This is a genomic window from Streptomyces sp. NPDC097107 (assembly GCF_044762405.1).
Classification (GTDB): Bacteria; Actinomycetota; Actinomycetes; order Streptomycetales; family Streptomycetaceae; genus Streptomyces; species Streptomyces thinghirensis.
Genome location: NZ_JBIWEF010000016.1, coordinates 38956 through 52071 on the forward strand (window position 1 = coordinate 38956; position 13116 = coordinate 52071).

14 protein-coding genes are annotated in these 13116 nt (G+C 69.1%); 8 read left to right on the plus strand and 6 right to left on the minus strand.

Annotated elements, in window-relative coordinates; genetic code table 11:
- Positions 1-163 precede the first annotated feature (163 nt).
- Positions 164-814 carry a FadR/GntR family transcriptional regulator gene (locus ACIQ1J_RS30910; protein ID WP_403561999.1) on the minus strand — a complete coding sequence of 217 codons (651 nt, stop codon included), beginning with the start codon at positions 812-814 and terminating at the stop codon, positions 164-166.
- Between the two features lie 254 nt (positions 815-1068).
- Between ACIQ1J_RS30910 and ACIQ1J_RS30915 the strand changes: the two genes are divergently transcribed.
- From ACIQ1J_RS30915 to ACIQ1J_RS30940, 6 genes are all read left to right on the plus strand, one after another.
- Complete coding sequence (locus ACIQ1J_RS30915; RefSeq protein ID WP_362484763.1) at positions 1069-1599, plus strand: flavin reductase family protein; 531 nt, start codon at positions 1069-1071, stop codon at positions 1597-1599.
- 62 nt (positions 1600-1661) lie between these two features.
- On the plus strand, positions 1662-2834 hold the full coding sequence (locus tag ACIQ1J_RS30920; protein ID WP_403562002.1) for an acyl-CoA dehydrogenase family protein: 1173 nt from the start codon (positions 1662-1664) through the stop codon (positions 2832-2834).
- A gap of 39 nt (positions 2835-2873) precedes the next feature.
- The gene (locus tag ACIQ1J_RS30925; protein WP_403562004.1) at positions 2874-3719 is read left to right on the plus strand and encodes a fumarylacetoacetate hydrolase family protein; all 846 of its coding nucleotides are present in this window, start codon (positions 2874-2876) and stop codon (positions 3717-3719) included.
- Between the two features lie 47 nt (positions 3720-3766).
- Positions 3767-4687, plus strand: a complete 921-nt coding sequence (locus ACIQ1J_RS30930; protein WP_403562006.1) for a VOC family protein — start codon at positions 3767-3769, stop codon at positions 4685-4687.
- A 21-nt stretch (positions 4688-4708) separates the two neighbouring features.
- Positions 4709-5083: an antibiotic biosynthesis monooxygenase family protein gene (locus tag ACIQ1J_RS30935; RefSeq protein WP_403562008.1), complete on the plus strand. Its 375-nt coding sequence runs from the start codon at positions 4709-4711 to the stop codon at positions 5081-5083.
- A gap of 178 nt (positions 5084-5261) precedes the next feature.
- Positions 5262-6659 carry a sulfatase gene (locus tag ACIQ1J_RS30940; RefSeq protein WP_403562010.1) on the plus strand — a complete coding sequence of 466 codons (1398 nt, stop codon included), beginning with the start codon at positions 5262-5264 and terminating at the stop codon, positions 6657-6659.
- 153 nt (positions 6660-6812) lie between these two features.
- On the opposite strand, the gene ACIQ1J_RS30945 is transcribed toward ACIQ1J_RS30940, so the two are convergent.
- Genes ACIQ1J_RS30945 through ACIQ1J_RS30955 form a run of 3 tightly spaced genes read right to left on the minus strand, consistent with a single transcriptional unit; the run spans position 6813 to position 8993 of the window.
- Positions 6813-7616 (minus strand): IclR family transcriptional regulator, encoded by an 804-nt coding sequence (locus tag ACIQ1J_RS30945; RefSeq protein WP_403562012.1) that lies wholly within the window; start codon positions 7614-7616, stop codon positions 6813-6815.
- 40 nt (positions 7617-7656) lie between these two features.
- Positions 7657-8460 carry an IclR family transcriptional regulator gene (locus ACIQ1J_RS30950; RefSeq protein ID WP_403562014.1) on the minus strand — a complete coding sequence of 268 codons (804 nt, stop codon included), beginning with the start codon at positions 8458-8460 and terminating at the stop codon, positions 7657-7659.
- 38 nt (positions 8461-8498) lie between these two features.
- The gene (locus ACIQ1J_RS30955; RefSeq protein WP_362484749.1) at positions 8499-8993 is read right to left on the minus strand and encodes a VOC family protein; all 495 of its coding nucleotides are present in this window, start codon (positions 8991-8993) and stop codon (positions 8499-8501) included.
- Between the two features lie 105 nt (positions 8994-9098).
- Here ACIQ1J_RS30955 and ACIQ1J_RS30960 point away from each other — a divergent pair, with 105 nt between their 5' ends.
- Positions 9099-9938: a fumarylacetoacetate hydrolase family protein gene (locus ACIQ1J_RS30960; RefSeq protein WP_403562016.1), complete on the plus strand. Its 840-nt coding sequence runs from the start codon at positions 9099-9101 to the stop codon at positions 9936-9938.
- Positions 9939-9989: 51 nt separating this feature from the next.
- Entirely contained in the window at positions 9990-10370 is a 381-nt protein-coding gene (locus ACIQ1J_RS30965) for a hypothetical protein (protein ID WP_403562018.1), read from the plus strand.
- A gap of 111 nt (positions 10371-10481) precedes the next feature.
- On the opposite strand, the gene ACIQ1J_RS30970 is transcribed toward ACIQ1J_RS30965, so the two are convergent.
- Entirely contained in the window at positions 10482-11924 is a 1443-nt protein-coding gene (locus ACIQ1J_RS30970) for an aldehyde dehydrogenase family protein (RefSeq protein ID WP_403562020.1), read from the minus strand.
- On the minus strand, positions 11921-13057 hold the full coding sequence (locus tag ACIQ1J_RS30975) for an NAD(P)-dependent alcohol dehydrogenase (RefSeq protein ID WP_403562022.1): 1137 nt from the start codon (positions 13055-13057) through the stop codon (positions 11921-11923). The genes ACIQ1J_RS30970 and ACIQ1J_RS30975 overlap by 4 nt, the downstream gene beginning before the upstream one ends.
- Between the last annotated feature and the right edge of the window lie 59 nt (positions 13058-13116).

Sequence of the window (13116 nt, forward strand, 5' to 3'; positions counted from 1 at the left end):
ACGGCCCGAGCTCGGCTCCCTAGCTGTTGGAGGAGGCGCATCACCTCACCGAGGTGCTCGGCCAGTAGAAGACCGACCCCTGGATACCTGACCGATAAAACAGGACAATGGTCCTCCTATGCAAGACGACCGCCGTCACCTAGCCCTCCCGGCCGCCCCTGCCTCACTCTTCGCCCACGGCGGCGGTCGTGTCGTGCTCGGCGACAAGCCGCAAGAGGGTCTCCCCGTCCCGCTCGTCGAGGGCGTCGACCATCGCGGCATGCAGCTGCCAGCGGTCGCGGATGTGATGCGCGAGAGAGACGCCGGCTTGCGGCCGGACCTCCAGGGCATGACGTTCGACCAGCTCCAGGAGGGCTACGTAGAGCGAACACAGGAGGGAGTTCGGAGTGATATCGGCGACCCTGGCATGCAGCCGCCAGTTGGCCAGCACGAACTCGTCCGCGTCGCCCGAGGCCGCGGCCGCAGCCATGCCTTCCAGACGCACTTGGAGGTCTTTGACGTCGGCCGGCGAGGCATGCCACAACGCGTCCTGCCACAGCAGCGGCTCAAGAGCATTGCGGATGCGCAACGCCTGCGCCACATCACCTCGGGAGGCGTCCAGGGCCAGAACGGAGTGGGCGAGCCGTGTCATCGGCGTCTGCTCGGCAGCAAACAGGCCGCCGCCCGGACCGCGTTGCACGGTCACCACGCCCCTGGTCTGGAGCAGGCGCAGCGTCTCATTGAACGTCCCGACGGACACCCCGCAGCGGGACCGCAGTTCATCCTTCGTGCCCAGACGGGTGCCGGGAGCGACATGCGCGGCCAGTTCGGCCACAGCGTCCGCTGCCGCCTCGGCACGAGATGCACTCCCCGCCTGTCCCCACTCGGCGCGTCGCAATGCCGGTGGATCGACTCCCCTGCTCGCGCCCGCACCTCGATGCCGAGCGTCGTTCTTGCGCACCGCCACGGCCACTCCACCCCTTCGACCAGCTCCCGAAAATCATTATGGCGAATACAGTCGCACCTCTTGACGCCTCATGTAACCCGGATGCAGCATCACCGTAATCATTATGATGAATGGAGATCCTCATGATCCCCTCATTCGGTGAGCAGGCATTCCGCGATCTCATGGCCGGTGTCTGCGCCCCGGTCACCATCGTCACCGCCACGGCGGAGGGTCTCCCCCACGGCACGACGGTCAGCGCCTTCGCTTCGCTGTCGCTGCGCCCGCCCATGGTGACCGTGGCTCTCGACCGCGGGTCCAGAGTCCTGTCCCACATCACCGCCACCGGACGCTTCGGTGTGAACGTCCTCGCCCGGACCCAGGACGATCTCGCCCTGGGTTTCGCCCGCCGTGGGGCCGACCGCTTCGCCGGCGTGGACTGGGACTTCGATCACGGCCTCCCCCGGATCGAGTCGGCCCCGGGATGGCTGGTGTGCGAGGTGGCTCAGGCCGTGGACGGCGGTGACCACCTTCTGATCCTCGGCTTGGTCACCCACGCGAAAACGACGCCGGCGGCACCGCTCGTCTACGGGCACCGCACGTTCGGTACCCACTCCGCCTTCGCCGACCGCCCGCGCCACACGATCCGCGAACACGTCGCAGCCTGCGCACGCTGACCGCTCCTCCCGCTCGAACCAGAAACCACTTGTCCCGCCGATGACAGAAAGAGCGCACCACGATGACGACTCATGAGGACCTCGTCGCCCGCGCCGCAGCCCTGCGGCCACTGCTGCGTGAGCACGCGGCTGCCACGGAGACCGGCCGCCGGGTGCCGGACCCGGTGATCGACGCCATCGCCGACGCCGGCCTGTTCAAGCTCGCCACTCCCCGTCGGTACGGCGGTCACCAGACGTCCATGCGCACCATGCTCGACGTGTCGGCCGCCCTGGCCGAGGGAGACGGCTCCACTTCCTGGGTGGTCACCCTCGTCAACGTCTGTAACTGGCTCACCAGCCTCTTCCCCTCCAAAGCCCAGGACGACGTGTTCGGCGCCAACCCCGACGCCCGGGTCACCGGGGTACTCAGCCCCACCTCCACGACGACCAAGGTCGACGGCGGATGGCAGGTCTCGGGCCGCTGGTACTACAACTCAGGCTCCTCGCACTCCGACTGGGCCGTGCTCGGTGTTCCTCTCACGGACGAGGACGGCGCGGTGGTGGACCAGGCACTCGCGCTCGTGCCCCGCGGTGACCTCGCCCTGGAGGACACCTGGTTCGTCGCGGGGATGAAGGGCACCGCGAGCAACTGTCTGATCGCCGAGGACATCTTCGTGCCCGAGCACCGGGTCCTGTCCGTGCCCGCCGCCATCGAGGGCCGGTATCCGACCGAGCACACGGACGAGGTCCTGTCCCGTTCCGCCTTCGTGCCCATCCTGGCCCTGGTCCTGGCCGGCCCCCAACTGGGGCTGGGCCGCGCGGCACTTGAGTACGTCACGGAGAAGTCCTCCCGCAAGCCGATCTCGTACACCTTCTACGAGACGCAGGCCGAGTCGGTCGCCGTGCAGTTGCAGATCGCCGAGGCAGCCCTGCGGATCGACACCGCCACGCTCCACGCGCAACGCGCTGCGGCCGAGATCGACCAGGCCGCGCAGAACGGGGTGTATCTCGACTTCGCCCAGCGCGCCCGGGTGCGGGCGGACACCGGCTGGGCCATCCAAAACGTGCTGGAAGCGATCAACACCCTCGTCAGCGTGCACGGCGCGGGCTCCTTCGCCGACGTCAACCCCCTGCAGCGGATCTGGCGCGACGCCAACACCGCGGGCCGGCACGCAGTCGCCGCGCCGACGGTGGCGTTCGAGGTGTACGGCAAAGCCCTGCTCGGCATCGACGAGAAGATCACCCCCCTCGTGTGACCACCCGCACAACACCCCCACCCCTCAGAGGAGCAGCACGTGCGTACCGCCAACCTGTCCGGACGTCTCGTCATCATCACCGACGACGACACGGCCGTCGACGTCGAGCAGGCCAGTGACGGCCGGTTCGGCCCCGATCCCCAAGAGGTCTACGAGCGCTGGACCGCCTTCCGTACGTGGGCTGCGAGCGCCGGGCTGCCCGCGGGTCGGCCCTTCGCGGCCACGGACCTGGGCTCACCCGCCCCCGCTCCGCGGCAGGTGCTCGCCGTAGGTCTCAACTACCTCGCCCACGCCGACGAGTCCGGCTTCGCGGCCCCCGACACCCTGCCGCCCGTATTCACCAAGTACGTCTCCAGCATCACGGGCCCCGTCACCGAAGTCCGGCTCCCCGAAGAGGGCCACACGGACTGGGAGGTCGAGCTCGTCGCCGTCATCGGCGAGCCCGCCCACAGGGTCGGTGAGGACGACGCCTGGTCGTACATCGCGGGGTTGACCGTGGGCCAGGACATCTCGGAGCGCATCACCCAACTCACGGGACCAGCACCTCAGTTCGGGCTGGGCAAGTCCTTCCCCGGATTCACCCCCATGGGGCCGTACCTGGTCACGCCGGACGCTCTGGCCGACAGCGATGACCTCGAGCTGGGCTGCTCGATCAACGGCGAGGAGGTGCAGAAGGGCCGGACCAGGGACCTCATCTTCTCCGTGCCCGCGCTGGTGGCCCGGCTGTCGGCCGTCCTTCCCCTGCTGCCCGGCGACGTCGTCTTCACCGGCACCCCTGCGGGTGTCGGAATGGGCCGTACACCGCAGCGCTGGCTCGCCGACGGCGACGTCCTCGTGAGCTATGTCCAGGGCATCGGCGAGCTCCGCCAGACCTTCCGCGCCTGAAGCCTGCTCCCCCACCACCACGCACTTCCCGCGTCCAGGAGTTCACCATGGCTCTGCACCGTCTGTCCTCCATCGTCATGGGTGTCCCCAACACCACCCAGACCGCCGCCTACTACGCCGACTTCGGGCTCACACCCGAAGGGGACGGCTGGTTCGGCACCCGTGACGGAGGACGCCAGCTCCAGGTCGTCCACACGCCCACGCGTCGGCTCGTCGAGATCACCGTGGGCGTCGACTCCCCCGACGACCTCTCCGCCACCGCCGCCCGGCTGGACCGGCTGGGTGTTTCCGCCCTGCAGGAGGCCGGCACCCTCACCGCCTACGAGAAGATCACCGGCGTCCGCGCCGTTCTCAAGGTGGAACCCCGCGTCACCCAGCCCGAGACCCCGCCCACTCCCTACAACGGCCCAGGACGCGTCGAACGCACCGGCACCCGAGCGCCCGCCCTGCTGCGAAGCGATCGGGTCCGCCCCCGGAAGCTGGGGCACGCGGTCCTGGGCACCACCGACTTCGAGGCCACCACCGGCTTCTTCCGTGACGGCCTGGGTTTCAAGGTGTCCGACCTGATGGGCGACGTCGGCGCTTTCCTGCGCTGTTCCACCGATCACCACAACGTCCTCGTGCTCGCGGCTCCGGTGGCGTTCCTGCACCACACCTCTTGGCAGGTCGACGACGTGGACGAAGTGGGCCGCGGTGCCGCGGCCATGCTGGAGGACCACCCCGAACGCCACGTGTGGGGCCTGGGCCGCCACCACGCCGGTTCCAACTTCTTCTGGTACCTCAAGGACCCCGCCGGCAATTTCTCCGAGTACTACTCGGACCTGGACTGCATCGTCGACGACCAGCTGTGGAAGCCGGAAGTCTTCGAGGGCGCCAAGGGACTGTTCAACTGGGGGCCGCCCCCGCCCCCCTCGTTCATCAAGCCCGACGACCTGGCCGGGCTGATGACCGGCTCCCACAGCGCCTGACCTGCTCCCGGAGGAGTTCACATGATCGAGCTCAAGGACCTCGACCCCTCGGCCCCGTTCCTGGCACAGCTCCAGGGACCGGACGACGGACAGCCCGTCACTCTCGTCAACACCTTCCTCGCACCCGAAGGACAGGTCGACAAGGTCATCGACATCTGGCGCCAGGATTCCCTGATCATGAAGGCGCAGCCCGGCTTCGTCTCCGCCCAGTTGTACCGCGGCGTCGGCGACAGCCGCCTGCTGACGAACGTGGCCGTCTGGGAGACCCTGACTTCTCTCAGAGACGCGTTCCTGACCGAGGAGTTCCAGAGCACGCTGACGCTCTACCCGGACGGCTCGATCTCCCATCCGGTCGTGATGCGCACGGCAGCGGTGCCGGGAGTGTGCGTCGCCTGAGACATGGACTCGGCCAGTACTGCTCTGCTGCGTCTTTCGGTTGGCGCCGTCCAAAAGCAGCTCTCCGCCCGACTTCCTCCTTCCTCTTCCTGGCCTTCTCGGCCGGCTTCCCGATCCCTCGCGGTCCCGGTTGCCGGTCTCCCGTCCCTCTCGGGACCGACCCACCCGAGGATCACTCATGCCAGAAGGATCCCGTCGTACCTTCGGTGGTCTCGTCGGCGGGGGTCTCGTGACCACGGCCGGCGCAGCCGAGGCGGCGCCCGCCGAGCGGCCGTTCAGGGCCCGCCCCGGCGCCCGGTCCCACAAGCGCCCGAACATCCTGGTCATCCTCGCTGACGACCTCGGCTGGGCAGACCTCTCCTCGTACGGCGCCCCGCACATCCGGACCCCCCATCTGGACCGGCTGGCCCGTCAGGGAGTGCGGTTCACCGACGCGTACTCCGGGTCCGCGACCTGCTCACCGACCCGGTTCAGCCTCTACACCGGGCGCTATCCGGGCCGGACGCCCGGCGGGCGGGCCGAGCCGGTCGCGGACAGGACGCAAGGGCTCGACCCCGCCCACCCCACCCTCGCCTCCCTGTTGAAAGCGGCAGGCTACTCCACCGCGCTGATCGGCAAGTGGCACTGCGGCTGGCTGCCCGACTACAGCCCCACCAAGTCGGGCTGGGACGAGTTCTTCGGCAACCTCGGCGGCATCCTGGAGTACTTATCCAAGCTCGGCCAGTTCGGCGAGCACGACCTCTACGAGGGCGATGCCCAGTACAAGGACCTGCGCTACTACACCGAGGTCCTCACCGAACGAGCCGTGCAGTACATCGTCCGGAACCACGACACGCCCTGGCTGCTGAACCTCAACTTCACCACCCCCCACTGGCCGTGGCTGACCGAGGACGACGCGGAGACCGGTGCCGTCATCGCGGCGCGGATCCGGGCCGCGAAGACTCCGATGGAAGTCGGAGCGGCGCTCTACCACCAGGACGGCGGCTCGGTGGAGAAGTACGCACAGATGGTGGAAAGCCTGGACGCGGCCATCGGCGAGGTCCTCGCGACGCTGCGCCGTTCTGGTCAAGAGGAGAACACGCTGGTGCTGTTCGCCAGCGACAACGGTGGCGAGCGCTACTCCTACCAGTGGCCGCTCAGCGGCGGGAAGTCCCTCCTGCTGGAGGGCGGCATCCGGGTGCCGACGATCCTTCGCTGGCCGGCCCGGATCGAGGGCCACCAGGTCAGCCATGAACCGAACCTCTCCCCCGACTGGACCGCGACCCTGCTGGAGGTGGGCGGCGCCCGGCCCGACCCGGCGTACCCACTGGACGGCACCAGCCTCGCCGGATATTTGCTGAGGGGCGAGAAGACACCGGAGCATGACCTATTCTGGCGGGTGAGGGGCAATCGGGCGCTGCGGCGTGGTGGGTGGAAGTACCATCGGGACAGCGCCGGCAGCGATCACCTGTACAACCTGGCGGACGACGCACGCGAACAGGCTGATCTCGCGGGGATCGAAACGGAGTTGCTGACCGAGTTGAGGGCCGCCTGGGAAAAGACAGCGGGCGGCCTGCTCCCGTACCCGGTCGCGTAGCGTCTTCTTCCCGCGAGGGGCGAAGGTCACCGCGCTCAGCCAGACGGACGGATGTCGACCGCGGCCGTCGTCATGGTGATCGGCCCTGTCCGGTGCGAAACGGCCGCCAGCCGACACCCATCTGACCCTCGACACCCTCGGCGGGCCCTCTGGTCAGTCCCCGACGACCGCCAGCTGGCCGCTGATGAGTTCAGCGGCACGGCGGACCGCTGCGACCACCTCGTCGAGCCGTCGGTCCGGCACCCGGTGCTCCAGTGCGGCGATGCTCAGCGCGGCCACCACGGCCCCGGACGACCCGCGTATCGGGGCGGCGATGCCGAGGATGTCGGCGTCGAGTTCGCCCCGGCTGACGATGAAGCCGTCCTGCCGGATCTGAGCGAGCCGTGCCATGAGATCGTCGACGTCGGTCATCGTGCGCGCGGTGAAGCGCTGCAGTCTCTGCGCCTCCAGCAGTTCACGGCACTCCTGCTCGGGCAGCCAGGCGAGCAGCGCCAGGGCGGAGGCGCCGGCGTTGGCCGGGAGCACGCTGCCGCGTTCGTAGGAGATGCGCACCGGATGTTCTGCCTCGCATCGCTCCACGCAGATGGCGGCGCCTCCGGCACGGCGCGTCAGCAGTACCGTCTCGCCGACCTCGGCACACAGCTCCCGCATCAGCGGCAGAGCGATCTCCGACAGTCCGTATCCCCGGCGGGCCAGGCGCGCCAGTTCCAGGACCCGCAGACCGAGCCGGAACCCGCCCTGGGGGTCTTCTTCCAGGAACCCGCTGCCGACCAGGCTCTGGAGGTAGCGGTATGCGGTCGAGCGGGCCGTCCCCAGAGCGGTCGCCACTTCCTGGCCGGAGAGGGACAGTTTGTCCTGCGAGTACAGCCCGAGGATGTCGAGCGCACGGTCTGCGGTCGAGTTGCGTTCCCGGTACTGGCCCGCCGGAGCGGCCCTATCTGACTTACGTCCTGTCATGCAGGACATCGTACGGGTGTCGCGGGCTATGGGCCGCCGTTCAGCCGATCCCCATGCGCGCCGCTCGGCCCGAGAGCTCGTCGGCCGCCTGACACACGGCCTCGATGTGGTGTGGAATTTCCTTGTCCGGCACCCGGTGGGCAAAGGCCGCCACGCTGAGTGCCCCGATGACGTTGCCGTCGTCCCCTCTGACCGGGGCGCCGATCCCGAGGACGTCCGGGTCGAGTTCGCCATGGCCTACCGCATATCCCTGCTCCCGGATCTCGGCGAGGTGGGCACGCAGCCCCGCGGGATCGGCGTGGGTGGCATCGGTGTAGCGGGGTAACGGGCTGGCCAGGAGTTCGTCGAGTTCCTCCGCGGGGGCCCAGGCGAGCAGGGCCAGCGCGGAAGCTCCCGCGTTGATGGCCAGGACTTCCCCTCGCTCGTAGGAAAGACGCAGTGACGTGCCCGCGTCCTCGCGTTCCAGGCATACGACCGTGCGACCGGTTCTGCGGGTGAGCAGGGCGGGCATGCCGGTGCGCTTCACCAGTCCTCGCATGATGGGCCGTGCCAGGTCCGACAGCCCCACGCCCTTGCGTGCCAGGCGTGCGAGATCGACGACCCGGGGTCCCAGCCGGAATCCCGAGCCGCCCTTCTCCTCCAGGAAGCCGTTGCCGGTCAGGCTCTGCAGGTACCGGTAGGCGGTCGACCGGGCCACCCCGAGACGGTCCGCCACGTCGGCGGCGGAGAGGACCAGCCGGTCGTCGTCGAACATGAGGAGGATGTCCAGCGCTCGGTCAGCGGTCGCGTTCCTCCCCCGGCGCCCCTGCCCGATTCCCACGTCACGAGAGACGGATCCCGACATACAGGCTACCTAACAGAGAGTGAGGGACCCGATCCTGGCTACTGGACCGGCTGGTAGGCGGCGCCGCCGTCGCTCAGCAGCCGCTCGGCCTCCGCGTAGATCTCCTCCGCCGGGAGGCTGAAGTCGATGGTCTTGCGGAAGGGCTGCCGTACGTCCCGTTCGATGCGCAGGTAGACCTCGTTGCGGTTCCCCTCGGGGTCGAAGAAGTAGATCCCGAAGGCATTGCCGTGCGTCACCTCCTGCTGCACCTTGACCCCTTCTTCCTCGAAGCGCCGGTGGAAGGTGCGGATGTCCTCGATCGATTCCACGCGCCAGGAGATCTGGTGCTGCTGCTTGTCGCCGATGGGAGAGGTCCGTCCGGACTGGAGCACGAACTCGTGGTGCTCCTCGTCGGGCCGGGCGCTGAAGAAGACGATCTGCAGGCCTTCGTCCTCGTCCGTGACGCTCAGCCCCATGACGCGCTCGTAGAAGTCCCGCATCTTCGGCAGGTCGTAGACCCACAGTCCCGTGTGACCGAGTCCGGTGATTGCCATGCCACCCCTCCTTTGTCTCGCTTAGCAGGACATCTATCCTGCATGTCGCACCTAGCGTACGATCGACCTCGGAATCAGTCAATGAAGGGAAGAGGTGCATCAGGCATGCGACTGGCGACTTTGCGGACGGGTGACGGAACCCGGGCCGCTCGGCGCGAGGGGGGCTTTTACGTCCTGCTCCCCTACGCGAACGTGGGGGACCTGCTGAACTCGGGTGACGACTGGGTCCGGGCGGGCGCCGCCGGCGGAAGCGAGCGCGTCGACGCCTCCGAGGCCGCCTTCGCCCCGGTGGTCCCGCACCCGAACAAGATCATCTGCCTCGGTCTGAACTACGCCACGCACATCAAGGAGATGGGACGCGACACCCCGCGGTACCCCACACTGTTCGCGAAGTACGACGGCTCCCTCATCGGCGCGGGTGACCCGGTCATCCTGCCCACGGTGAGCGACACCGTGGACTGGGAGGCGGAACTGGCCTTCGTCATCGGCCGGGTCGCCCGCCATGCCCCCAAGGCCGAGGCCCTCGACTACGTGGCCGGCTACACCGTCACCAACGACGTGACCGTGCGCGAATACCAGCGCCGCACCAGGGAGTTCCTGGCGGGCAAGACCTTCGAGGCGACCACACCCCTGGGGCCCGAACTGGTCACGGCGGACGAGTTCGGCGGCCTGGAGCCGGACCTGGAGATCCGCTGCGAGGTGGACGGCGAGGTGATGCAGATCTCCCGCACGTCGGACCTGTTGTTCGGGATCGCCGACATCATTTCCTACATCAGCGACATCATCACGCTGCAGCCGGGCGACGTGATCCTGTCCGGCACGCCGGGCGGCGTCGGCGACGGGCGTGACCCCAAGGTCTACCTCAAGGAGGGTCAGACCCTCAGGACCGTCATCGAGGGCCTGGGCGAGACCCGCAACGTGTGCGTCCGCGAGGCGCGGGGCTGAGGCTCACCGGCCGTGCGGAGCCGACGACGTCGAGCTCCGCACGCGCGCTTGATGCTGCACACGTATGCCGCGAGTGCGCTCCTCGCGCGGAGCACCCCCCAGCCACGCCCCGTCTTGCTGCTGCTCTCGGCACTGGCGGGAGTCGGTTCCCTGGGCACCCAGAGCCTGGTGGTGGGCTGCATGGCGGCGAGTTACCCGCCCCATCTGATGGGCATCGGCATGGGTTTCGGTCTCGCAGTCGGACGCTTCGGCGCCATCGTGGGCCCGAGCTACCTCGCGGCCGTCACCACCTGGGTCGCCTCTCCCAAGGCCGGGTTCTACGCGTTCACCGTGCCGGCCATGTTCGGAGCGGTGGCTGTGGCCTGTCTGCCAAAGACGCGGGCACCCGAACTGACACATCAGTCGCCAGCCATGGCCCCCGCTCCCCGATGACCGTGGCGCCCTGCGCATGACAGGCGTGCCGGGACCGGTGTCACCGGCCCCGGCACGCCTGTGGCGTCCGCTGTGCGCAGGGCTCCCGTGCCGCACCACGGGAGCCCTGCGTCAGCCGGCGCCGGGGGTGTGGACCAGATGCTTGATCTCCTGAAACTCCGCCAGGGCCCGGGGGCCGTTGAGCCTGCCGACGCCGCTCTGCTTGAATCCGCCCTCTTCGAACTGGTCGCGGATCACGCCCCAGCCGTTGATCCAGACGGTTCCGGCGTCGAGGCGCCGCCCGACCCGCAACGGCCGGTCGACGTCCCGGCTCCAGACCGAGGCGGCGAGGCCGTACTCGGTGGCGTTCGCCCGGTGAACGGCATCGTCCTCGTCGTCGAACACCTCGAAGGTGGCGACCGGCCCGAACACCTCCCGCTGGACGAGCGGGGCCGCGAGGTCGTCCAACTCCACCAGACTCGGCCGTACGAAGGCGTCGTCGCCGTCGGGCGTGAGCAGCCCACCTCGTACGAGGACCCGGCCGTAGCCGGCGGATTCGGCGACCAGGGAGTCGATGCGCAGTGCCTGGGCCCGGTCGATGACCGGGCCCATGGCTGCTCCTGGATCGGCGTCCGGGCCGACCGGGACCGACTGCAGAGCGGTGATCAGCCGCCCGCGGAGCTCGTCGGCTACGGACCGCTGGGCGAGGATGCGGCTGCCGGCCATGCAGAACTGGCCGGAGAAGGTGGTGACGGCAGCGGTGAGCACGGGAACGACCGTGTCCAGGTCGGCGTCGTCGAAAACGACCATCGGGGACTTGCCGCCCAGTTCGAGCGAGCAGCCCTTCAGATGCCGGGCGGCTTGCGCCATGATGACGCGGCCGACCGCGGTCGAGCCGGTGTAGCTGACGACATCGGTACCGGGATCGGAGACGAGAAGGGGGGCGCCCTCGTTCCCCGACTCGGTGAAGGCGTTGACGACACCGGCTGGCAGCGCGGTGGTCTGCGCGATGATCTCGTACAGCAGGCCGTTGGTCAGGGCGGTCTGGGCGGGCATCTTCATGGCCACGGTGCAGCCGGCGGCCAGGGCGGGGGCGAAGGAGCGCACCGCCAGGATGACGGGAGAGTTCCACGGGACGATGACGGCGGCGACGCCGACGGGCTGGTGGATCGTCATCGAGTAGCTGTGCGGGCTGGTTTCCGCGGCGCGGCCGGTGTCGGTCAGGGCGAGGGCTGCGTTGTAGCGCAGTTTGGGGATGGCGGAGTCGATCTCCATGGCCGCATCCGCTCGCCGTTTGCCGTTCTCGAGACAGAGCAGATCGACCAGTTCGTCGCGCCGGGCGGACATCCGGTCGGCGAGCTCCGACAGGGCGCGGGCTCTCAGCTGCCGGTCGCGGGCCCAAGGGGTGTCTTTGAAGGCGCGGCGGGCCGCGTCGATGGCGTGGCGGGCGCTGACGGCTCCGGCGTCGGCGAAGGTGCCGATGGGCTGTCCGGTGGCCGGTGCGCAGGCGGTGCCTGTCGCGTGTCCGTCGTGCCACTGGCCGTCGATCAGGTTGCGGGCGTGCGGCAGGCTCATCGTTCCTCCCCCTTCTGGTTGTCGAAGCAGATCACCGGTTTGATGGTGTGGCCGGAGCGGGCGTCGGTCACCGCTTGGTGGAGCCGGTCTTCGGCGTAGAAGCGGACGAACTTCTCGTAGGGCAGGCGTCCTTGGCGTGCCAGGTCGATGAGGGCGGGGATGAAGGTGGTGCGGTCGCTGCCGCCCTCGGTGACACCGCGGATGGTGCGGCCGTCGATGAGGGAGTTGATGTCGAAGGAGGCCCGGCTGCCGGCGGAGGGGGCGCCGATGACGGCGACGGTTCCGTCGGCGGCGATGGCCGTGGCGGCGAGTTCCAGCAGTGAGGGGACGCCGGTGGTTTCGACGATGTAGGTCAGGCCGCCGGGGCCGACGAGGTCGGCGAGGCGGGACCGGAGATCTTCCTTGCTGCTGTCGATGGTGTGGGTGGCGCCGAGTTCGGTGGCGAGGGCCAGCCGCGACGGGACGACGTCCACGGCCACGATGGTGCGGGCGGGAGTGAGGCGGGCGGCCATGACGGCGGACAGTCCCACTGCCCCGGCGCCGAAGACGGCCACGCTGTCACCGTAGTGGGGCTTGAGCAGGTTCAGGATCGCTCCGGCTCCGGTCTGGATTCCGCAGCCGACGGGTGCCAGCAGGCTGAGTTCCTCCTCGTCCGCGACGTCGACTCGGACGACGCTCTGCGCGGAGACGACGGCGTGCCGGGCCAGCGAGGACTGTCCGAAGAACAGGCCGCCGAGCGGTGCGCCGTCCTCGGTGTGGATCGGTGTGGTGCCATCGGCGCGTGCGGCCCGGAAGTTGAGGGGGAAGTACGTCTCGCAGGTGGTGGGACGGCCAGTGCGGCAGGCGTTGCAGTGGCCGCAGGAGTTGAAGGAGAGCACCACGTGGTCCCCGGGGGCGATGCCGGCTACGTCGGCTCCCACGGCTTCGACGGTTCCTGCTCCCTCGTGGCCCAGGACGGCGGGCAGAGGGGTGGGCAGGCGGCCGGCCAGGACGGACAGGTCGGTGTGGCACAGGCCGGCAGCGACGAGGCGGACGAGGACTTCGCCTGGGCCGGGATCGTCGAGGACGGCGCGTTCCCAGTGGAAGGTGTCCTCGCCGGTGCGGGCCACTGCGACGGTGGTGAGGGTGGGCAAGAGCTTCTTCTCTCGTGCGATGAGGAAACGCGGGTGGCCGGGTCAGGGCAGGAACCGGC